This window comes from Clostridiales bacterium, assembly GCA_015243575.1.
Classification (GTDB): Bacteria; Bacillota; Clostridia; order Peptostreptococcales; family Anaerovoracaceae; genus Anoxybacterium; species Anoxybacterium hadale.
This window is the reverse complement of sequence record CP042469.1, coordinates 1,652,449-1,675,209: the sequence shown is the minus strand read 5'-3', so window position 1 is coordinate 1,675,209 and position 22,761 is coordinate 1,652,449. Positions and strand designations below refer to the sequence as shown.

General features: G+C 42.7%; 22 protein-coding genes. 18 read left to right on the top strand and 4 right to left on the bottom strand.

The features are described from left to right. Window positions 1-4: 4 nt before the first annotated feature. From sigK to FRZ06_07295, 3 genes are all read right to left on the bottom strand, one after another. Entirely contained in the window at window positions 5-715 is a 711-nt protein-coding gene (sigK, locus tag FRZ06_07305) for an RNA polymerase sporulation sigma factor SigK (protein ID QOX63166.1), read from the bottom strand. Between the two features lie 184 nt (window positions 716-899). After that, complete coding sequence (maf, locus tag FRZ06_07300) at window positions 900-1,541, bottom strand: septum formation protein Maf (GenBank protein QOX63165.1); 642 nt, start codon at window positions 1,539-1,541, stop codon at window positions 900-902. 173 nt (window positions 1,542-1,714) lie between these two features. Beyond that, window positions 1,715-1,885 (bottom strand): DUF1540 domain-containing protein, encoded by a 171-nt coding sequence (locus tag FRZ06_07295; GenBank protein ID QOX63164.1) that lies wholly within the window; start codon window positions 1,883-1,885, stop codon window positions 1,715-1,717. Between the two features lie 388 nt (window positions 1,886-2,273). On the opposite strand from FRZ06_07295, the gene FRZ06_07290 reads away from it, so the two are divergent. Genes FRZ06_07290 through minD form a run of 6 tightly spaced genes read left to right on the top strand, consistent with a single transcriptional unit; the run spans window position 2,274 to window position 8,955 of the window. After that, window positions 2,274-2,969: a JAB domain-containing protein gene (locus FRZ06_07290; GenBank protein ID QOX63163.1), complete on the top strand. Its 696-nt coding sequence runs from the start codon at window positions 2,274-2,276 to the stop codon at window positions 2,967-2,969. 40 nt (window positions 2,970-3,009) lie between these two features. Continuing rightward, the gene (locus FRZ06_07285; protein ID QOX63162.1) at window positions 3,010-4,050 is read left to right on the top strand and encodes a rod shape-determining protein; all 1,041 of its coding nucleotides are present in this window, start codon (window positions 3,010-3,012) and stop codon (window positions 4,048-4,050) included. Continuing rightward, window positions 4,047-4,880 (top strand): rod shape-determining protein MreC, encoded by an 834-nt coding sequence (gene mreC, locus FRZ06_07280; GenBank protein QOX63161.1) that lies wholly within the window; start codon window positions 4,047-4,049, stop codon window positions 4,878-4,880. Before FRZ06_07285 ends, mreC begins: the two co-directional genes overlap by 4 nt. 46 nt (window positions 4,881-4,926) lie before the next feature. Then, window positions 4,927-5,478 (top strand): rod shape-determining protein MreD, encoded by a 552-nt coding sequence (gene mreD, locus FRZ06_07275; protein ID QOX63160.1) that lies wholly within the window; start codon window positions 4,927-4,929, stop codon window positions 5,476-5,478. After that, window positions 5,475-8,219 (top strand): penicillin-binding protein, encoded by a 2,745-nt coding sequence (locus FRZ06_07270; protein QOX63159.1) that lies wholly within the window; start codon window positions 5,475-5,477, stop codon window positions 8,217-8,219. Before mreD ends, FRZ06_07270 begins: the two co-directional genes overlap by 4 nt. Window positions 8,220-8,229: 10 nt before the next feature. After that, window positions 8,230-8,955, top strand: coding sequence for a septum site-determining protein MinD (gene minD / locus FRZ06_07265; protein ID QOX63158.1), 726 nt, complete (start codon window positions 8,230-8,232; stop codon window positions 8,953-8,955). A gap of 117 nt (window positions 8,956-9,072) precedes the next feature. On the opposite strand, the gene rodA is transcribed toward minD, so the two are convergent. Then, complete coding sequence (gene rodA / locus FRZ06_07260) at window positions 9,073-10,179, bottom strand: rod shape-determining protein RodA (GenBank protein QOX63157.1); 1,107 nt, start codon at window positions 10,177-10,179, stop codon at window positions 9,073-9,075. 298 nt (window positions 10,180-10,477) lie between these two features. On the opposite strand from rodA, the gene rny reads away from it, so the two are divergent. The 12 genes from rny (at window position 10,478) to FRZ06_07200 (ending at window position 22,759) form a co-directional block, all read left to right on the top strand. Continuing rightward, the gene (gene rny, locus FRZ06_07255) at window positions 10,478-12,025 is read left to right on the top strand and encodes a ribonuclease Y (GenBank protein QOX63156.1); all 1,548 of its coding nucleotides are present in this window, start codon (window positions 10,478-10,480) and stop codon (window positions 12,023-12,025) included. A gap of 132 nt (window positions 12,026-12,157) precedes the next feature. Continuing rightward, window positions 12,158-13,324: a cysteine desulfurase gene (locus FRZ06_07250; GenBank protein QOX63155.1), complete on the top strand. Its 1,167-nt coding sequence runs from the start codon at window positions 12,158-12,160 to the stop codon at window positions 13,322-13,324. Further along, window positions 13,324-14,511, top strand: a complete 1,188-nt coding sequence (gene thiI, locus FRZ06_07245) for a tRNA 4-thiouridine(8) synthase ThiI (GenBank protein ID QOX65867.1) — start codon at window positions 13,324-13,326, stop codon at window positions 14,509-14,511. The genes FRZ06_07250 and thiI overlap by 1 nt, the downstream gene beginning before the upstream one ends. Before the next feature lie 290 nt (window positions 14,512-14,801). Further along, window positions 14,802-15,179 carry an anti-sigma factor antagonist gene (locus tag FRZ06_07240; GenBank protein QOX63154.1) on the top strand — a complete coding sequence of 126 codons (378 nt, stop codon included), beginning with the start codon at window positions 14,802-14,804 and terminating at the stop codon, window positions 15,177-15,179. Further along, entirely contained in the window at window positions 15,172-15,636 is a 465-nt protein-coding gene (locus tag FRZ06_07235; protein ID QOX63153.1) for an anti-sigma F factor, read from the top strand. The genes FRZ06_07240 and FRZ06_07235 overlap by 8 nt, the downstream gene beginning before the upstream one ends. Next, window positions 15,626-16,357 carry a sigma-70 family RNA polymerase sigma factor gene (locus FRZ06_07230; GenBank protein ID QOX63152.1) on the top strand — a complete coding sequence of 244 codons (732 nt, stop codon included), beginning with the start codon at window positions 15,626-15,628 and terminating at the stop codon, window positions 16,355-16,357. Before FRZ06_07235 ends, FRZ06_07230 begins: the two co-directional genes overlap by 11 nt. A 650-nt stretch (window positions 16,358-17,007) precedes the next feature. After that, complete coding sequence (locus FRZ06_07225; GenBank protein QOX63151.1) at window positions 17,008-18,153, top strand: acyl-CoA dehydrogenase; 1,146 nt, start codon at window positions 17,008-17,010, stop codon at window positions 18,151-18,153. A gap of 105 nt (window positions 18,154-18,258) precedes the next feature. After that, window positions 18,259-19,059: an electron transfer flavoprotein subunit beta/FixA family protein gene (locus FRZ06_07220; GenBank protein ID QOX63150.1), complete on the top strand. Its 801-nt coding sequence runs from the start codon at window positions 18,259-18,261 to the stop codon at window positions 19,057-19,059. A 17-nt stretch (window positions 19,060-19,076) separates the two neighbouring features. Continuing rightward, entirely contained in the window at window positions 19,077-20,360 is a 1,284-nt protein-coding gene (locus tag FRZ06_07215) for an electron transfer flavoprotein subunit alpha (GenBank protein ID QOX63149.1), read from the top strand. Between the two features lie 177 nt (window positions 20,361-20,537). Beyond that, window positions 20,538-20,810: a hypothetical protein gene (locus tag FRZ06_07210; GenBank protein QOX63148.1), complete on the top strand. Its 273-nt coding sequence runs from the start codon at window positions 20,538-20,540 to the stop codon at window positions 20,808-20,810. Between the two features lie 189 nt (window positions 20,811-20,999). Beyond that, a complete protein-coding gene (locus tag FRZ06_07205; GenBank protein QOX63147.1) occupies window positions 21,000-21,596 on the top strand; it encodes a zinc dependent phospholipase C family protein in 597 nt (198 codons plus the stop codon). Next, the gene (locus FRZ06_07200) at window positions 21,596-22,759 is read left to right on the top strand and encodes a glycosyltransferase family 1 protein (GenBank protein ID QOX63146.1); all 1,164 of its coding nucleotides are present in this window, start codon (window positions 21,596-21,598) and stop codon (window positions 22,757-22,759) included. Before FRZ06_07205 ends, FRZ06_07200 begins: the two co-directional genes overlap by 1 nt. The last annotated feature ends 2 nt before the right edge of the window (window positions 22,760-22,761 follow it).

Genomic DNA, 22,761 nt, shown 5'->3' with positions numbered 1-22,761 from the left:
ATTCTTAAAGGTCATATTCTTCAGAAAAGGCATCCTTGAGCTTCAGGATTGCCTTTTTTTCGATTCGGGACACGTAGGAGCGGGAAATGCCTAGTTCCTTGGCGACTTCTCTCTGCGTCTTAGCACATTCTCCAGCCAGGCCGAAGCGCTTCACGATTACAAGCCTTTCTCTGTCCTTGAGAAGGTGGCAGATTGCTTCATGCAGCTTCTTTACCTGCATTTTGTTATCGATATCATCGATGATGGCATCAGTATCCGTTCCGAGAATATCGTTGAAATTGATTTCGTTTCCGTCCTTATCTGTACCAACGGGATCATTAAGAGAAATCTCAATCTTTGTCTTTTTTGTTGTTCTGATATTCATCAGAATTTCATTCTCGATGCATTTTGCAGCATAAGTTGCAAGTCTGACACTCTTGTTTCGATTGTAAGTGTTTACAGATTTGATCAGACCGATTGTGCCGATGGAAATTAAATCGTCAGGATTCTTCCCTGTATTTGCATATTTTTTTGCTATATGCGCCACCAGCCTCAGATTGCGTTCCACAAGGATGTTTTTGGCTTCCTTGTCCCCTTGCTCATAGAGGGAAAGATAATACGTTTCCTCTGTATCAGACAATGGTTGGGGAAAAGAATTTCCCATTGATACATAGGAAGAAAGTAGAGCAAGAGGGTTTGATAACAGCAGGGATGTGAGTATTAAAGAAATGCTCATAATTGAACCCCTTTCAGTGCATATCGAATGTTATACCGCTCTCAGCCGGATCCGGATGATAAGTGAGAGCAGCTCCATCTACTATCTTCTGTCTTTCGTTTTAATCGAAAATAGTATTAGATTTATATGCATTTTAAGGGGGAATAGTGCCTGTCTATGTAAAAAGGGGACAGTAAGACCTGTCTCAATCAGTTGGTGATATCGTTTCGTTCTTAAGGCTTATTTCAGGCCATGATTCTTTTAGAATTGACTGAATTAGGCCCCAGGGAAAGCCGATGACATTATCGTAACTACCGGCAAAATGGCTGATGTGCTTTCCCCAATAGCCTTGAATCGCGTAGCTGCCTGCCTTATCCCAAGGTTCTTGTGTATCGAGATACTGATCGATCTCCTCGTCACTGTAATCCTTGAAGAATACCTCTGTCACATCAAAGAAAACGGAACGTTTATTTGTGCCGGGCTTGATCAGGGAAACACCAGTTGCAACGTAGTGACTGGAATTTCTCAGCCGCTTTAGTGTTGCAGCAGCATCCGCCCTATCCAAGGGTTTACCAATCATTCCATTTTTAAAAACTATGGTATCCGCTGCAATTAATACCGCCGGAGTGAGAGCACTGTCATCGCTTTCATATTGGGATAGATATATCTTCTCAGAATAAAGCCCCTTTTTTAGGGCTAGGTACATGACAGCCTGCTCCATTGATAAGGGCAGAGAAAGATCTTCACTGACGCCTGAGGGAGGGATGATGATCGGCTCGATGCCGCAGGCTTTTAATAGTTCTATTCTTCTCGGTGACGAGGACGCTAATATGATCCTGCTTTCCATAAGGATTCTCCTTTTTCTGGTTGTAGCAATTTAGCAGAAGCTGCTAAAATTTTCTCGGAACCGCTATAAACGGCACTGCATTAAGTTTTAGTTTATCATTGAAATGAAATCCGTACAATAAAAATGAAAAACCGCCCGAACTTATTATCCCGGCGGTTTTTCTGTTAATCTGTTTACCAAGTGGCTTCAAAGGATTGGCAATCAGTACATTGGTCTTTTGCTGGATTCTTTTCATGAGTTCCTACCTGAATCTGGCTTAAAGCACAGTATGCCCCGCTGTCACAATGATTTTTACAAGAATCTACAGTACATTTAATGCTGTGGTTTTTATTTGACTTATCCATATAATTACCTCCTAAAAATTTTAAATCTTTTTTTCATTATTATTATGTCTCAAGAGGTCAATAATATAGAAGGAAATATTTTATAAGCAGGATGCTCAATGCTTACAAAATATAACTCGACTGGTGCGGTTAACCATGTTATAATTTGTCGAACATCGGGTCTGCAGGAAATGATTTTATTTGAAATTTTAACAATTCTAATTGTATTAGACGTGGCAAAATGATAAAATATTAAATACTTGTGGGAATAACGAGTTTAGGGGCAATATAGCATATAAATATGTTGTATTTTTGGATAAGAGCAGGCATTGGTGGATTGGATACAACAATGTTGTATTATGTCGATTGATGCAGAGGGAGGATCGCAGAAAATAACAGGGGAAACGTGATGAATCACAATAAGAGAGCCTTGATAAAAGAACTGCCTTCCGAGGAAAGACCCAGAGAAAAGCTGATCCAATATGGAGCGGGCGCATTGTCCAATGCGGAGCTGCTTGCCATTCTTATCGGGACGGGAACAAGAGAAATGTCGGCAGTCATGCTTGCCAACCGCATACTGTCTATAGAAGATGAGGGAATTTCTTATCTGACAGGATGTCTGCCAGAGGATTTATCCTTGATACCGGGCATGGGCATGGCAAAATCCTGTCAGATCATTGCAGCAATCGAACTGGGGAAACGAATTGCAACAAAGCCGAAGCAAAAGAAGATTAATATCAAATCACCGGATGAGGTTGCTTCCTTATTCCTGGAAGAGATGAGATATTTAAAAAAAGAATATTTTAAGGTCTTGCTTCTAAACACCAAGAACGAAATCATTATGATTGAAACCATATCCGTCGGAAACCTCAACAGCTCTGTGGTACATCCCAGAGAGGTGTTTTGTACTGCGATCAAAAAAAGTGCATGCTCTATTATTGCAGTTCACAACCACCCAAGCGGAAATCCGGAGCCTAGCAAGACTGATGTGGATATAACCCAAAGATTGGCAGAAGCGGGAGAAATTCTCGGTATAAAACTGCTTGATCACCTGATCATTGGTGATGGAATCTATTTTAGTCTCAAAGAAAAAATGCTGTTATAGCTTTAGTCGATGGAAATCTTGTTAAAGGAGAGGATTCAAGATGTGCTTATTTGTAAAAGACATGGGAATTGATCTGGGTACGGCTAATACTCTGATTTATATAAAAAACAAGGGGATCGTCCTAAATGAACCCTCTGTCATAGCGGTGGACTCCTATACAAAAAGTGTACTTGCAACAGGCAGAGAGGCAAAGAACATGATCGGTAAGGCTCCCGAAAATATTCGGGTTATCAGACCGCTTCAGGACGGCGTCATCTCAGATTTTGAGATGACTGCAAGCATGCTCAGATCCTACATTAAGCGGGTTATGCCAGAGACCTCTATTTTTACCAAGGTACGTATTGTAGTGGGCGTGCCCTCGGGAGTAACAGAAGTAGAAAAGCGTGCAGTAGAAGAAGTGATCCGGCAGATGGGTGCGAAAGAAGTTTATATCTTGGAAGAGCCCATGGCTGCAGCCATCGGTACCGGTCTTGCGGTTGACAGTGCAATGGGCTGTATGATCGCAGATATTGGAGGTGGAACTTCTGACATCGCGATCATTGCACTGGGAGGAATCGTTACCAGCACATCCCTTCGGCATGCTGGGGACAAGCTTAACGAAGCAATTATCGCCTATATGAGAAAGCAGTATGATCTGCTGATTGGAGATAAAACAGCTGAAGAAATCAAAGAAAAAATCGGCTGTGCTTACATAGATAAATCAGATCCTGATTCCATAAGACAGATGAATGCCAGAGGAAGAGATATTATAACTGGACTTCCCAAGACCATCAGCATCAATTCTATTGACGCTATGAAGGCGCTGGAAGAACCGATTAAAATCATCATCGACGGTATTAGAAGTACTTTGGAAAAAACACCGCCTGAGATATCTGCTGACATTGTCAGCAATGGACTGATGCTTTCCGGAGGCGGTGGACTGATCCGCGGTCTAGACACGCTGATTGAGCAGTCTACTGGCTTGAAGGTAACCATCGCTGAAAACGCACTGGAAGCTGTTGCAGAAGGAACAGGAAAAAGTTTGTCTAATATCGAAAAGATACAAAAATATGCAGGAAGAGGCACAAAAAAGAGAGTATGAATTGGCTAAGAGAACATAGAGTATTATCAACGATACTGTCAATATTCTTCATATTGATCGTCATCATGGCTATTTCTTACAGTCATGTGGGGAGAAGCACTGTTTTAGGGCGAAGTGTACAGAAAGTTACAGCCCTAGTACAGGAACCGTTTTCCGATGCCGGAAATGGAATTCGATCAGGACTGAAGGGGATTTTTCAATTCCGGAGTATTCTGAAGGAAAACGAAGAACTTAAGAAACAGGTATCCGATTTAAATAGGCAGATCATTCAGAACAAACTTACGGAAGCGGAATTGGCAGAATTGCGGAATCTCTCCAATATCCTTGGCTATGACCAAGTTGCTTCAACTTATGAGCTTGTAACTGCCGATGTAATTGCCATGGACGGCTCCAATTGGTTCAATCTGTTTACGATTAACGCAGGCACTGATGACGGGATTTACCGGGATGCAGTTGTAATTAACGGCGATGGACTGATCGGAAGAGTACTGGAAACCGGACCAAATTGGTCGAAGATTATCTCGGTAATCGATGAATCGAATTCCGTAAGCTTTAAGGTTTTCAGGGACATGCAGCTGCTGGGTATCCTGTCCGGTGACGGCAAGGGTGCTTTGGATGGATATATGATAGATCCTGAAGCAGCAGTGATTGAAGGGGATGTTCTGATTACATCGGGAATTGGAATGTATCCAGCCGGAATTCCAATCGGAAAGGTCAAGGAAGTTGTCTGGAATAACGATACGTTGCTGAAGACCGTTACCATCGACCCTAGTGCCTATTTTAAGAACTTGCAAAAAGTAACGGTTTTGGTTAAAAAACAACAAGACTAATCCATCTGCGTATACTCCATAAATCAGCGTTTTCATAAACTGAAAAATGGATGAGGAGGAGACATTGAAATACCGATATTCATTTCTTTTATTTTTCATAGCGTTTTTATTACAAACCACTGTTCTCAATCACTTTGGTATATTCGGCATGTCACCGAATCTTATTCTTTGCTTGGTTGTTATATTTTCCTTTTTGTTTGAAGGATATCATGGTATAATATATGGCCTGCTGTTTGGGCTTTTTGTGGATATCTGCTTCGCGCAGATCATTGGCATTGCATCAATAGGGTTGTTTTCTATTGCCTTGATCTGCAGTGAATTAAAGCGCTATCTTTATAAAGAAAGTGTAGTCTCTATCGTCATCGTCTCGCTGGTTTCGACCACAGTCTACGGTCTGATGTACTGGGGGATTTACCGGATGCTTGGAAATGGATTTGATTTCCTGTACGTTGCGGAGAAGGAAGCGATTCTGCTTGGGTATCATGCTGTTGTAACATTAATCATCTATCATTTTGTCAGCAAGAGCTTTAAGCACAGAAGCGACCGATATATGTATCGCGGCAACCTGCAGGAAGCGAGGAGCTTATACCGATCATGAAATGGATAAAATCAAGAAATAATCAAATATTGGCTATGATCATGGTGATGATGTCTGTACTGGGAATCAGATTGTTCGGATTGACCGTGGTCGAGGGAGCACGGTGGGAGGAAGCGGCTACAAACCTTAGCATCAAGAGCATCAGCACTTCTGCTCCGAGAGGAGAAATTCTTGATCGATACGGACGGGTTCTTGCTGGGAATATTCCTAGCTTTACCGTTCAGTTCAGTGCAGGAGACCTGAAAGATGAGCAGATTAATACCGTTGCACAGAGCCTTATCCGGATTCTGGAGGCTAATGGTGATTCTTATTATGATAATTTTCCGATTCTGAACGAAAATGGAATCTTTTATTATACCTACCAAAAGGAAATTGAGGAATGGCTAACTGCACAGGTTATGCCTACCGATTTTACAGCGGAACAGGCCTTCGCTGAGATTAGGCAAAGGCAAAACATCGACGAAGGGCTTGACAAATATGCAGCGCAAACAGAATTGCAGTCGGTGTATAATATCTTCCCTCCGATCTCTGTGAAAAATATGAAATTCCTAAAAGAACTGGATAAAGAAAGCTTTCTGGGCAGATATTATCTGGATAAAGAATTAAGTGCCGATGAAGCCTTCCAGGCGCTGAGGGCGCGATTCAAGATTGATCCAGCCCTTTCTGATGCTGACGCAAGGAAGATCATGGTGGTGAGAAACGAACTGTCCTCCCAGGGGTACAGAAAATATATGCCTGCCAGGATCGCCGGCGGTGTCTCCAACGATACGATCGTAATCATGGAGGAAAAGAAATCTGATTTACCCGGTGTTGAGGTTGTTGCTGAATCTGTACGGTATTACCCGAATGGGACTACTGCATCCCATGTACTTGGATATTTGGGACAGATCTCAGAAAGCATGAAAGCCAATTATGTGGGATATAAATCCAACGATATGGTTGGGCAGGAGGGCATTGAAAAAGCATTTGAATCCACGCTGAAGGGCAAGGATGGCACGAAAAACGTGGAAGTCAACGCCTTTGGAGAGCTGGTTAGAGTCATTAATGAGACAGAACCGCGAAAAGGAAAGGACGTTTATCTTACCATAGATCTGGAACTTCAGAAGACAGCGGAAGAAGCGTTGAAGCAAGCCTTGACTGAAATCCAGAGAGCAGGAACCTTTAAAAGCCAGTGGGGCGACTATAAATATGGAACAGCATATAAAAATGCAAATGTGGGAGCCGTTGTCGCATTGGATGTTAAAACCGGTGATGTCCTGGCTATGGCCAGCTATCCTGATTTTGACCCGAACCTGTTTGCCACGGGTATTAGCAAGGAAAACTGGAATGCATTGCAGGCTGAAAATCCAAGAGATCCACTTTCGCCGCTTCCGCTCTATAATGTGGCGGCAAGAACGGCGGTCCAGCCAGGGTCTACCTTTAAGATGGTGACAGCGACTGCTGCCCTGGAAAGCGGACTGGATCCAAACCGAAAGCTTCGAGACGGAGGAGCGGTTACCCTTGGAAACAGAACCTACGGCTGCTTGATCTGGAATCGATACAGAGGAAACCATGGATATGTGAACCTTGCAGAAGCAATCGAGGTGTCCTGCAATTATTATTTTTTTGATATTGCAACAGGACGGGATTTCTATAAGAAAACTTCGCTGGGACTGCGAGAACCCATGAATATTGAAAAGATCATGGCTTACGCTCAGCAGTATGGCTTGGGTCTTAAAACTGGAATAGAGATTCCTGAAACTGTTGTGCCCGTTCCCAGTGAAGAGAGAAAGCTGGAACAGATCAAAGCGATGCTTCGCAACGTGCTTCTTGGAAAAGCAGAAATCTATTTCGAAAAGTCACTGATTGACAACAAAGAAAAGCTGAACGATACCATCAAAACCATCGTCAGCTGGACAGAAGATAATCCATCAAGAAATGAATTGATCAATCGACTGGGCAAGATGGGAGTAAAAAAAGAACTTGTGGAGACTGTTGCGGATCTTTGCAAATTTACGTATTTTAATCAAGCCACCTGGACAACCGGTGATGAATTGAACATTGCCATCGGGCAAGGGGAAAATGCCTACACCCCACTGCAAATGGCAAACTATATTGCAACCATCGGGAATAAAGGCGTTCATAATCAAGTCAGTCTGATAAAAGCAATTGAAGGTCAGAATGAGGTTGAAAGAGCTCCTGGCAAAAAAATAGATATTCAGGATGATAAGTATCTTGATGATATCATCGCAGGGATGAAGCTTGTGGCAAGTGGTTCCAAAGGAAGTCTGAAAGGGGTATTTGGAAATTTCCCAGTTCAGGTTGCGGGAAAGACCGGTACTGCGGAGAGAGCAGGAAAAATCAATCCGCCTGACGAAGTAGAATATGTCAAACAGTATCTTCCGAGAATTGACAGCAGTTTGAGATGGGACGATGTAGAGAGCGAATTAACGAGACTAATGGCGGATTACCCCGAATATTATACGACAAGAAATACCGCAGTGCGTCAGGCAGTATTTAATTTAAGCAATGGTAGGGTTACACCCACTAAACTGGACTCTTTTAAGGGAAGCTATGATCCATTTGCTTGGGTTATGACAATGGCTCCTGCTAATGACCCTAAAATCGCCGTAGGCGTACTTGTTTTCCAGGGCGGAACGGCAGGTTATGCTGCTCCTGTAGCGAGAGAGGTTATTGCTAAATATCTTCAGTTAGACAAGATATACGAGGACTACAATATTGACACAAGAATCACACAATGAGGAGAAAAATATGGGCAAGGTAATTTTGGTCGCATCCGGCAAAGGCGGTGTCGGCAAGACGGTTTTTGCTTCCAATGCGGGAGCCAAGCTGGCACAGGAGGGATATAAGGTCGTCATGATCGACATGAACATGGGACTTAGAAACCTTGATATCTACCTGGGGCTTGAAAATAAGGTCGTCTATGATGTGGCTGATGTCATGTCCGGCGTCTGCAGAATTAAGCAGGCCCTTATCAGGGACAGAAGATTTCCAGAGCTGTACTTGATGTCGGCCCCGCAAAACAAGCAGAAGGCCGAGATCACACCGCTCCATATGAAGGTTCTGTGCAATAAGTTAAAGCGGAGCTTTGATTATATCATCATCGACGCACCGGCGGGTATTGACGAGGGGCTAGCCATTGCAGCTGCGGGAGCGGATTCCGCGGTGATTGTTACCGTGCCGGAGTATGCTGCTGTAAGGGATGCAGATGCGGTAGATCAGATCTTGCTTCAGATTGGAATTAAGAAAAGAACTTATGTGATTAATAAGGTTATGGCTAACTTGATCCGTACCGGTCTTGTTCCGGGCATAGCTGAAATAGCAGATATCATGAGACCGGAAATGGCCGGGATCATTCAATACGATGAGAACATTCACATTGCCGCAAATAATGGGCTCCCTATCGTTTATAAAGAGGGAAGCTACATAGAACAAAACTTTAAAAAGATCATGGATCGAATCATTGAAGCCTCGTAGAAAAAAAGATCCCATCAGCAGCTTTTGCTCCCGACGGGATTTGTGAGTAACTTGAGCAGCCGTTTACGGCTGCTTTTTTATTCGGATCATGGCACAGGGAATCAGCGTTTCTTTAGATTAGAAATTAATGATCTTGCTCCTGATACCAACGTTTAGTACGATTCCAAGTGCTACCATATTGGCTACGACAGAGGAACCGCCATAACTGATGAACGGCAGGGTAATTCCGGTAACCGGCATAATTCCCATAGCCATTGCAATGTTTTCAAAGATCTGGAAACAGAACATGGATAGAATTCCGATTACGATCAGAGAACCATACATGTCCTTTGCGTTGTCAGCAATTTTCAACATGCGGTAAAGGAAAGCAACGTAAAGGAGAATTACAACTGCACCACCGATCATTCCCAGCTCTTCTGCAATTACTGAAAATATGAAGTCGGATTTTTGGACCGGTAGAAACTTTAACTCCTTTTGGGTTCCCGCAAATAATCCTTTGCCAAAGATTCCACCTGAGCCGATGGCAATCTTGGAATTGTAAACCTGATAATTACCTGCCAGATTTAAATTCTCAGGGTGAAGAAAGGCGTCGATACGCTCCTTTTGGTGAGAGGCCATAAAACGGTACAAGATCGGCATTGAGATCATAAAAACGCCGCCAAGTTTTGCAAACAGTTTGTAATCAATCCCTGCGGTGAAAATCATCACAACCGTCATAAAGCACATGACAACTGCCGTTCCCAAATCCTCTTTCAGGATGATTACGATAAAGGGCGCTGCGTAGAGTCCGGCCATACCGATGCCTTTTAGTGTATCCAGCGTTCCTCTTTTTCTTGAAAGATAGTTGGCAAATAACAGAACGAAGGAAATTTTCACCAGCTCGGAGGGCTGCATGTCAATTGGGCCAAGGTCTACCCAGGCTCGGGAGCCATAATGCTCGACACCGAGTCCCGGAATGTATACGGTTAAGAGAAATAGTATGGATGCTGCATAGATGATCTTTTCCATACTCTCAAATGTCTTATAATCGAATAACAATACAATGCAGAGTGCTATGGTACCCAGACAGTAAGCTGCAAATTGTACTGTGATATCTTTTGTTATAATAAATTGCCCTTCGTAGGATGTGCTGCCCACCATAACGATACTGATTACTGCAAAGCAGAGTGGTAAAAAGAGCAATAACTTGTCGATGTTCTTTAACAGATTTCTAAAATAGTCCATTCAAATACCTTCGTTTCTGTTTCTAACATTTCAGCCAGATAATATGTTGTTTTAACGCTTGTTTCACGGTTGAATTTCGTCAGTTTAAGCCGACAAAAAAGGATTCCACGAACAGAGAAATTTTACAAAATATCACTGCCGGCTCAATCTAATTCAACTTGACATTATGTCACGTACAACATTATAATATATATTGTGTAGTTATATCAATATTTAATTACACAATGCTGATATTTAGTTGTTCGTCCCGGTTTGAACGGGCGTTAAAAAGTTAAAAATAATACAGAGAGGGAGGTGCATTAACATAGGAATAGGAACAGTAATACTCATTGGAATTGTTGCCTTGGCCTTCGGGTCTTTGGTTGGATATATATTCAGAAAAAATGTCGGTGAAAAAGCCATTGGAAGTGCTGAACAAAAGGCCAAGAATATAATCCTCGATGCTGAAAACAGATCGGAAACCATAAAAAAGGAAATAACCATTGAAGCAAAAGAAGAAGCTCACAGAATGAGAAGTGATGTTGAGCGTGAAATCAGAGAAAGACGAGCTGAAATCCAAAGATCGGAAAAAAGACTGATCCAAAAGGAAGAAGCCATTGATCGAAAGACCGAAAATCTTGAGAAAAAAGAAGACGGAATCACGAAAAAAGAACAACTATTGATCAATAAGCAGCAAGAATTGGACGGATTCATTAATAAGCAAATTGAAGAGCTGGAGAGGATCTCCGGGTATACGGTGGAGGAAGCAAAAGGAATACTGCTTTCCAACGTTGAAAAAGATATCAGGTACGAAGCATCAGTCATGATCAAGGATATCGAATCCAAGGCTAAGGAAGATGCTGATAAGAAGGCAAAGGAAATCATTACCGGAGCCATCCAGCGATGCGCTGCAGATCATGTGGCTGAAAGTACCGTTTCGGTGGTACCCCTTCCCAATGATGAAATGAAGGGAAGAATCATCGGAAGAGAAGGAAGAAACATTAGAGCGATTGAGACGCTGACCGGTATCGATTTAATCATTGACGATACACCGGAAGCAGTAATCTTATCCGGATTTGATCCGGTAAGGAGAGAAATCGCAAGACTGTCTCTTGAAAAGCTCATTGTGGACGGGCGAATTCATCCGGCTAGAATTGAAGAGATGGTTGAGAAAGCAGAAAAAGAAGTGAATAATATCATTAAGGAAGAAGGGGAGCAGGCTACTTTTGAGGTCGGCATACATAATCTTCATCCGGAACTGATAAAGCTTCTAGGAAGATTAAAGTACAGAACAAGTTATGGACAAAATGTCCTGAAGCACTCCGTTGAGGTTGCCCATCTGGCAGGTTTAATGGCAGGAGAATTGGGACTAGATATCAAATCCGCCAAAAGAGCAGGCTTACTCCATGATATTGGAAAAGCTGTCGATCACGAGGTTGAAGGAACCCATGTAGATATTGGTATTGATTTACTGAGAAAATACAAGGAATCTGAAATTATCATCAACGGCATGGCGGCGCACCATGGTGACTACGAAGCGAAGAGCATGGAAGCGGTATTGATTGCGGCGGCGGATGCTTTATCTGCAGCTAGACCGGGTGCCAGAAGAGAAACACTGGAAACCTATATCAAGAGACTGCAGAAGCTTGAAGAGATTGCAAATACCACACCTGGCGTAGAAAGATCCTTCGCCATCCAGGCCGGTCGTGAAATTAGAATCATTGCAAGACCTGATGAAATGAATGACGAAGAGATTGTATTCCTGGCAAGGGAAATCAGCAAGAAGATCGAAAGCGAGCTGGAATACCCGGGTCAGATCAAGGTCAACGTAATCAGAGAAACCAGAGCAATCGAATATGCAAAATAAAGGAAGAGGCGTATGCCTCTTCTTTCATCATGAATGGCGTATGCCAACCCCATTAACAGCTCGCTGCAGCAGGGGATTTCTTGTGAAAATCAACATGGCGCAGCGATACCTGATAAATTGTAAGAGGGCAGTATGTTCGTTTATTTAGACAATAGCGCAACAACAAGACCGTATCGAGAAGCAATGGAAGAGACGGTCAAATATATGGAAACCGATTATGGCAATCCTTCTTCGCTCCACCGAATGGGCATCACGGCTGAGAAGGCCATAAAGGAATCCAGAAGAATGGTTGCTGCATCATTGGGAGCAAAAGAAGAGGAAATTTTATTTACTTCTGGCGGAACCGAATCCGACAATATTGCTATTTTCGGAGCGGTACAGGCGAGAAAAAGACGGGGAAACACTATTATCACTTCTCAAATCGAGCATCCGGCAGTGCTGGAAAGTTGTAAAAAGCTCGAAAACATGGGGTTCAAAGTGATTTATCTGCCGGTTGATCGTCAAGGGAGGATTGATCTAAATTCACTTGAAAGTGCATTGAATGATCAAACAATACTGATGTCAATCATGCAGGTGAACAATGAAACAGGGGCAATTCAGCCCATTGATAAAATCTCAAAACTGAAGAAAGCAGCAGAAAAAAGGCTTGGAACCGAAATTCTCTTTCACTGTGACGGCGTCCAATCTTACGGTAAGCTCCCGATCCATGTCAAGGATTTAGGGATCGATCTTTTTTCCGTAAGCGGACACAAAATTCATGGACCTAAGGGCGTAGGTGCACTCTATGTAAGAAAAGATCTTAATATTCTCCCCATCATTTATGGGGGGGGCCAGGAAAGAGGACTCCGATCAGGAACAGAAAACGTACCAGCCGTCGCAGGCTTCGGAAAAGCAGCGACGCTTAGCTCGGCAAACCTGGACAAACGAGCCAAAGCCATGGAGGCGGCAAAGTTCCGCCTGAAACAGGGAATCCAAGAGGAGATACCAGACGTACGATTTAACAGCAGTGAGGAAGGTATCTCATCCATCTTGAATGTGAGCTTTCTCGGGGTCCGCGGTGAAGTTTTACTGCATACCCTGGAACAATCGGATATTTATGTTTCAACCGGTTCGGCCTGTTCCTCAAAGAAAAAGGGACAAAGCCATGTGCTGAAAGCAATGGGGCTTTCTGATCGGGAAATCGAGGGAGCCATTCGATTCAGCTTCAATGAATTTAATACAATGGAAGAAATGGACTATGTTTTAACGGAATTGAAAAATGCAGTCCTCAAATTTAGAAGGTTAGGAAGTTTCAGATGATGGATGAAAAAAATACATTTATCGTACGATGTGGTGAGGTGGCGCTCAAAGGCTTGAATAAGCCGTATTTTGAGCGTATGCTGGTTGACCGGATCAAAAGAGTGTTAAAGAAATATGAAGGTGCTGAGGTGAGGCGTCATGAAGGACTTATCTTCGTGAAAACGCCCATGGAGCTTGAACAGGATATGGTTGCAGGTGATATTTCAAAGGTCTTTGGTGTTGCATCCATAAGTCCTGCGGTAGAAGTCGCTTCGGACATTGAAGAAATCGGAGATGCCGCTATCGAATACATGCTCCGATTAATTGAGAAGAAAGGTATCAAGACCTTTAAAGTAGATGCGAAGCGTGCAGATAAGAGCTTTCCGATTAAATCACCGGATATCGGAAGAATTATTGGTGCCAAGGTTCTAATCGGATGCAAGGTTCTCAAAGTTGATGTGCATCGTCCGGACTGCCTTCTTTTTGTAGATGTACGGAGGGATAAATCATATATCTACGAGCAGAAGATTTCCGGTTTTGGAGGCTTGCCGCTGGGAACTAACGGCAAAGGGTTGGTCCTCCTTTCAGGGGGGATAGACAGCCCTGTGGCGGCGTGGATGATGGCCAAGCGTGGGATGCTCATTGAAGCGGTTCATTTTCATTCCTACCCTTATACCAGCGAACGTGCGCAGGAAAAGGTTGAGGATCTGGCGCGCATTGTAGCAACATACTGCGGAAGATTTAAGCTTCATACCATAAACCTTCTTCCGATTCAGGAGCTGATCGTTCAACATTGTCCTGAAGAAGAAACGACAATCCTTGTTCGCCGTTTTATGATGAAGATTGCGGAAAAGGTTGCAAAGGAGACGGAATGCGGCATGTTGATTACCGGTGAAAACCTGGGACAGGTAGCCAGTCAGACAGCTGAGTCCCTGATCGTTACGGACCAGTCGGTGCAGATGCCTGTGATGAGGCCGCTGATCGCACTAGATAAGGTAGATATTATGGATACCGCAAGGAATATCGGAACCTATGAAACTTCTATTCTTCCATACGAAGATTGCTGTACCGTATTTCTCCCCAAACATCCGGTGACGAAGCCAAGGCTGAGCAGAATCCTGGAATCCGAAAGTAAGCTGGACGTAGACAAGCTGGTGGACGAAGCCGTAGCTTCCAGAGAAACCATCACAATCTATCCCGCGGAATAACGTCGCAACGTAAAACGAAGGCGGCATAAACTGACACAGAAATGCCTTGAGCACTTTTGTAATATTATGTTCCGAATCGAATGAAATTTTTAGCCAGTATTAATAATTTGATTGCTTCAAATTTTAATACTCTAAAAATCATGAGATGAGGATTGAATAATATCAAAAGTGTGAAGGCGTTGAAGCGTCAGTTTATGCCGCCTTTTCGACAAAAATAGAATCATATCCCCTCATTCTCTCAGCGACAGAGCATGGACAAGCTTGTATAATGATTAGGAGGGGGGGTTAATATGCAGATAGAATTTGAAATGACCGACGATATTTTAATCGCAAATCTTGATGGCGAGCTTGACCATCATACTTCCGCTGTAATCAGGGAAGAAATCGATAAAACTGTGGATGCCTTTCATTCAAAACACTTAATTTTTAATTTTGAAAAAGTGACCTTCATGGACAGCTCTGGGATCGGTGTCGTAATGGGCCGTTACAATAAAATTACCCAGCTGAGCGGCAAACTGATCATAACAGGCTGTAATGAATATATTGACAGGATTCTGGATATGGCAGGAATCTATACCATCGCTTCAAGGTTGGGGACCATCGCTGAATCCATTGAATTGATCGAATCAGAATATAATGACGAGGAGGCGGAAGGTGACAATGAATAGTAAATTGGAAAAGGATTCTGTCTTAAACCGCATGAAACTTGAGTTTCTGAATAAATCTGAGAATGAAAGCTTTGCTCGTGTCGCTGTTGCAGCTTTCGTTGCTCCTCTTGATCCCACTGTTGAAGAACTGACGGAGATAAAGACAGCAGTTTCCGAAGCCGTCAGCAATGCAATCATTCACGCTTATGGTGACCAGAAAGAAGGATTTGTAACAATGGAATGCACGGTGGATCAGGAACGTAGGCTGATGATCTCCGTAATGGACAACGGCGTAGGGATTGAAGATATATCTAAAGCCAGAGAACCACTGTACACCTCGATTCCCGGTGAGGAGCGCTCCGGTATGGGGTTTACGGTTATGGAGAGCTTCATGGATAAATTGGAAGTGGAATCCACCCCTGGAGAAGGCACCAGAATTACAATGATTAAGAATCTGGACATGGCTTATGAGTTCTAATAATGTTGTCAGAAACAAAGAAGATACATATGATCTAATTGACCGGGCTAGAAACGGGAACGAATGGGCGAGGGAGCAGCTTATCGTACAAAATACCGGGCTGGTGAAAAATATTGCCTTGAAATTTATGGGAAATGGCTATGAACTAGATGATTTGCTTCAAATCGGGTATATTGGTCTACTAAAGGCTGTGGAGCGGTTTGATAGTACTTATGGCGTGATGTTCTCCACGTATGCGGTACCGATGATTCTCGGTGAGATCAGACGTTATCTGAGGGACGACGGCAGAATTAAGGTCGGAAGACAGGTAAAGCAGGATATCAAAAATATGAAGCACTGCCAAGAGCGTTTCTATAATGAAAATGGCAGATATCCGAAGGTGAGCGAACTTGCCTCCCTGATGGAGATGGAACCGGAACAGATTCTGAACCTTATGGAAGCCAGTGATGCGCTTACCAACCTGGAAAGCCTTGATGATCCCGACAGGCAGGAGCGTTCGGGGAAAGAGCCATATACCGATACGGAACAGCGGAACATCGATATGATTCACCTGAAAAGCATTATCGGCAAATTATCCAATAAGGAGAGACAGATTATCGCTCTTCGCTATTTTAAGGATATGACTCAACAACAGGTTGCAGGCTTAATGGGGATCTCCCAGGTACAGGTCTCAAGAATCGAAAAAAAGATTCTAACAGCCTTAAGGCAAGAAATGAAATAGGATGTAAATATGATAAAAAAGCGCAGTAAATTTTCATTCGCTGCGCCTTTTCTTTTGTAGTTGCAATCAAACTTTTCCTAATGACATCATATGGATGTATTCCTTTTCACCATGATTTTATCGTTTCTATTTTAAAATGAGGAAAAAACCGGAATGTTCTGAATGTTGATTTTTAAATTTTTAACAAAGGCTGTAAGGTGATGAGGTTTCACGACAAAAGATGATAAAATTATGCAAGGTTCTTTTTATATTTAGAAATTGTCGAAAATTGTAATGTGTATGGGTTTATGGCAATGTTTAAAAGAAAAAACCAATCAATATATATCGATAATTGAGCACATAAATACAACATATGAAAAGGTTGGAAAAGAACCCGAAACATCTGAATTTTCAGTATATTCAGGGGAAGCGGGTACGCAAAAAAAAACAATATGAGGACTTAAGAAAGGGTTGCAAATTGTGCAAAAATGTTGTTTACTGAAATTGTATAATGTTATTTTTATAACAATGAAAACGTTAAAACGAGACTAAAAACGCTGTCTCGTTGAAACGCTCAAAGGTATGAAAAATTTCTCGAGTCGAAATTTTTCTATTGATGCGTTACAAATATCCTAATCGAGATCTGATAAATATCATTAAGGAGGCTTAACATGAACTTTCAATTGACGAAAGAACAAGAATTGGTAAGAAAAATGGTAAGAGAGTTTGCTGTTAACGATGTCGAGCCAATTGCGGCGGAGATTGACAAAGAACACAGATTCCCTGTTGAGAATGTTAAAAAAATGGGTGAGTACGGACTTCTTGGAGTACCATTCCCGACAGAATTGGGCGGTGCAGGAGGAGATCATATCTCCTATGCAATTACGGTAGAAGAATTATCAAGAGTCTGTGCTTCAACAGGTGTTATCTGTTCTGCACATACTTCCCTTTGTGCATGGCCGATCTGGGCATGGGGCACAGAGGAGCAGAAGCAGAAATACATGATTCCCCTTGCAAAGGGTGAAAAGCTTGGCGCTTTCGGATTGACGGAACCAAATGCAGGAACTGACGCTGCCGGACAGCAGACCAGAGCCGTTGATATGGGAGACCACTGGCTGATCAATGGCGCAAAAGTATTTATTACAAACGGAGGATATGCGGATACCTTCGTTGTTATGGCTATGACAGACAAATCCAAGGGAACAAGAGGCGGAATCAGCGCATTTATCGTTGAAAAAGGCTATGAAGGATTCTCTATCGGAAAGACAGAAGATAAGATGGGTATCTGTGCTTCTTCGACAACAGAATTGATTTTCCAGAACTGTAAAGTGCCAAAGGAAAATCTTCTTGGCAAGGTTGGTGACGGCTTTAAGGTTGCTATGTCAACTCTTGACGGAGGTCGTATCGGTATTGCATCCCAGGCTCTGGGTATCGCACAGGGAGCTTTTGATGTGACCGTGGAATACATGAAATCCAGAAAACAGTTTGGCAAGAAGCTTTCTCAGATGGAAGCGCTTCAGTTTGAGATTGCTGACATGAAAACAAGAATCGAAGCAGCCAGACTGCTGATCTATAAAGCTGCAGATATGAAGGATAAGCATCTTGCTTATGGCCCTGCTTCTGCAATGGCAAAATTATTTGCTGCTGAAACCGCAATGTACGTAACAACCAAGGCAGTACAGCTCCATGGAGGTTACGGTTACACGAAGGATTATCCGGTTGAAAGAATGATGAGAGATGCGAAGATCACAGAAATCTATGAAGGTACTTCCGAAGTACAGAAGATCGTTATTGCAGCATCCGTATTCGGCAAATAATTGGCAGTAGAAATCTGCAAATCGAAGATTTGTGATTTCTGTGCATAAGTTCGCCGTCAATTTGCGCCACAAATTGGGCGAGCTAGTAAGAAGGAGGAAATAACAATGGCATTTAGAATTATCGTCTGCGCAAAGCAGGTTCCAGATACCAACGAAATTAAAATTGACCCCGTGAAAAAAACGCTGATCAGAGAAGGCGTTCCAAGCATATTAAATCATGACGACGCCAACGCTCTGGAAGAAGCATTGAAAGTGAAAGATCAATATCCTGACACCCACGTTACAGTTGTAACCATGGGACCTCCACAGGCAAAGGATATGCTCTTGGAATGTCTTGCTATGGGAGCAGATGAAGGCGTACTCGTAAGCGACAGAGCAGTGGGCGGATCTGACACATGGGCAACTTCGAACGCACTCGCAGCAGCAATCCACAAACTGGGCGGCTGTGACCTTTTGTTTGCAGGACGTCAGGCTATCGACGGAGACACCGCTCAGGTTGGACCGCAGCTGGCAGAAAAACTCGGATTACCGCAGGTTACATATGTAACAGAGTTCAAGATTGAAAGCAACATGAAGGACATCACTGTAAAAAGAGCGATGGAAGACGGCTATGAGCTGATCAAGATTCAGGCTCCCTGTATGCTTACCGCAATCAAAGAATTGAATCAGCCAAGATACATGTCCATCAACGGAATCTTCGGTCTGAAGAATAAAGAAATTAAGGTTTGGAATGCAAAAGACATCGAAGTTGATCTGGCTACAGTAGGTCTCGATGCTTCCCCGACCAACGTATACCGCTCATTCACACCGGTTCCAAAGGGAAAAGGTAAGATGATTGAAGCTGATACGGATACTGAACTTGCACAGAAGCTTTTAATTAATTTAAAAGCGAAGCATGTAATCTAAGAGGAGGAGGAATCGAAATGGCTATTATAGTTTTAAATGATAAATGTAAGGGCTGTAAATTATGCGTAAAGGCTTGTCCTTTCGAAGCAATAGAAATGGTAGGAAAGCTGGCAGTTATCAACGAAAAATGTACTGCTTGCAACCAGTGTATTCCAGCCTGCAAATTTGACGCGATTACCAAGACTGAAGAGAAGGAAGGAACTGTTGATCTTTCCGAATACAAAAATATCTGGGTTTATGCAGAACAGAGAAAGGGCAAGATCATGAATGTTGCTCTTGAACTCATCGGAGAAGGCAGAAGACTTTCCAGAGAAATCAGCGACGAAGCGAAGGTTTGCGCCCTTATCGTAGGAAACAACGTAGAGGCTCTGGCAAAGGAATGTTTTGAATACGGAGCAGACTCTGTTTATATGATTGAAGATCCGCTTCTTGAAAACTATACCACCGATGGTTATACCAAGGTTATCGTCGATGCAGTAAAAGAGCACAAACCAGAAATCGTAATCTACGGTGCTACCCATATCGGAAGAGACCTGGCTCCAAGAGTAGCAGCTAGACTGAATACTGGTCTGACTGCTGACTGTACCAGACTTGATATCAAGGTGTCCAGTTATATGGATTATGCCATCAAGAACACAACCCTTGATGTATCCACGCTGGACCCAAATTCGGATGACAAGGGATTGAAGCAGACACGTCCTGCTTTCGGCGGAAATCTGATGGCTACCATCATCTGCCCTAAGACAAGACCACAGATGTCAACGGTCAGACCCGGCGTTATGCAGAAGAGAGAAAGACAGGCTGGAGCAACCGGCGAACTGATCAAGGTAAAACCTGCAATCGCAAAGAGCGACATCAAGATCGAAATCCTTGACATCGTAAAATCCGCTAAGGAAATTGTATCCCTTACCGACGCGGAAATCATCTGCTCCGGCGGACGTGGTCTCGGAGATTCTTCCGGTTTTGAGCTGATCAAGAAGTTTGCTGATAAGGTTGGTGGAGTAGTAGGTTCCTCCAGAGCAGCGGTTGATGCTGGCTGGATTGATCATTCCCACCAGGTAGGTCAGACCGGAACCACCGTTAAGCCTAAGATTTATTTTGCTTGCGGTATCTCCGGAGCAATCCAGCACCTTGCTGGAATGCAGACCTCCGATATCATCGTAGCGATCAATAAAGATCCCGATGCACCGATCTTCGAAGTTGCTGACTACGGTATCGTCGGAGACCTTTACAAGGTCATTCCCCAGATCATTGAACAGTGGGATAACGCAGAAGCTCTTTACGACGCTACCACAAAATAACATCCCTTTCAAACAGAATAGATTTAACAATATAGCCGCCGCCTCAATAATATTGAGACGGCGGTTTTTTATTTCTTTGATAACCAGAGCGATTTGATTCGATCCTTGTAGTTGTGCCACTAATCCCGTATAATAATACCCAGGGTATAAAATAAGTAGGATCGAGTAGGATCGAGGATGATTGAGAAAATAATAAAAACAAATTATCTAGCCATTTGTGCGATTGGCTTAGCTATTATTTCATTGATTTTAATGCTTATTGATTTTAAAATGCATATCAATTTATATAAAATTTCAACGTGTTTTCTTTTCCTTTCTCAACCGCTTCTTTTTGGAGCAAAATGGCTTAATGCAAAAATAGAAAGGAAAAGAACTGCAGTTGTATGGGCATTCTTCTTTATTGTTATTTCTGTTTTTTCAGTCGTTGGATTGGTTTTTATTCTTCTGTAAATAAAAATGGGCTGTCGCACTTGTATTTTAGTGTGACAGCCCATTTTTGTGTTTGACATGAACGAAATAGTTTGGCTGATATATAGTATATATCAACATTTACATACTTTTAACTTATGGTTAAAAAGGATTTAATCTTCAGGGTTTATAGTGTGAGTAGAACAGCAGACAGAAGGAAAGGAGACTGTTATGAATCTTCTGACTCACATTACAATGGCCGAAATCATTTATGAACAAGTCAAGAACCAATTACCTCTTGATAAAAACGCTTTTGTGTTTGGAAATATCAAACCTGATCTGACGCGTAAGCTTTTGCGCAGCGCTCATATCATGGATCATTATTTGATTCACGTAAGTAATCAGACGAAGGTTCTGATGAGGGGGGAACTGCCTCCAAAAGAGCTTTCCTATGAATTGGGAAAACTATGTCATTATGTCTGTGATTTCTTTTGTAAATATCATTTAAATTATGATTTATTTACGCTTTATGGAAATCACTTTTTTTATGAATGGAAGTTGGATTTTCATTTGAGGACAGCAGATTATCGCAAATGGAAACCTCTATACACAATAGAAGAGAGCCGCAGTGTGGCGGATTTCATATTCGATATGAGGAGAGCCTATCTCTCAGAAAAAAACACTGATGATAAGGACGTAAGATATGCGGTTTCCGCATCAATATGGCTTTGTCAGTCGGTGTTTCATTTTTTATTAGAGGATTCTAGAGAGCTGGAGAATCAGCATCTGCAAGCAAATAGCGTTTTGCCGATGGCGGGAGGTCAGTAATGAAGATTGCGATTTTTACGGATACCTATTCCCCTCAAATTAACGGCGTTACCAATACTCTTGAGAGAATGAGCGATTATTTTAGTGGGAATGAAATTCAGTATAAGATATTTGCACCGAAATATGAAGCCGATGGTGATAGGGAAGCGGAACGGTTTTACAGCCTAAAATTCCATTTTTATCCTGATTGCAGGATTGCACTTCCGAATATCTTCAGAATCAACCAGACCCTATCGGAGTTCAAACCGGATCTGATTCATCTTATGACCGAGTTCAATATGGGACTGACCGGCATGCGGTATGGGCAAAAAAATAATATTCCGACGATCTCAAGCTATACGACCAACTTTTCTCAATATACGGACTACTATGGTCTTGATTTTCTAAAGCAGGGCATCTGGGACTATATGAAGTGGTTCCATAATCAAAGTCGCCGCACGCTTTGCCCCTCTGGCGAGGCTCAAAGACTGCTCGCGCAAAATGACATCTGCAATACTGGAATTTTTTCAAGAGGAATAGATGCTTCAAAATACCACCCTTCCAAAAGAAGTAACCTCCTGAGAAGCGAACTGGGTATTGAAGGAAAAACGGCGTTTCTCTATGTAGGAAGAGTTTCATTTGAAAAGGATCTCGACATTCTCGTAGAAAGCTACAATCGTGTAAAAGAAGTGTATGGCAATAAGGCAGTACTGATGATTACCGGTGACGGACCTTATCTTCCGAAGCTGCGTGAATTACTGCCCGGAGATACCGTATTTACCGGATTTAAAACAGGAAATGAATTGGCAGAGATATATGCATCTGCAGATATCTTTGTCTGTCCCTCTTCTACAGAAACCTTCGGAAATGTCATTTTGGAGGCAATGGCATCCGGCTTGGCAGTGGTTGGAGCAGACGCAGGCGGCGTAAAGGAAATTATATCACATAGGAAAAACGGCATGAAGTTTACAGCGCGAAATAGTGATGAACTTACCGTTTGCATGTCAGAATTGATGGAAAATATCGGCTTGAGAACCCAGCTGGCCCAAGGAGGCATCAGTCACGCTGCCAGTCAATCATGGGAAATGATTATCGGAGGGCTGCTGCGTATTTATGAAGGAGTACTTGGGGATAGAAGTCGGGAAGATGCTTCGCAATTCAAGGAAGGGAAGCTCAGTGCGTAAGG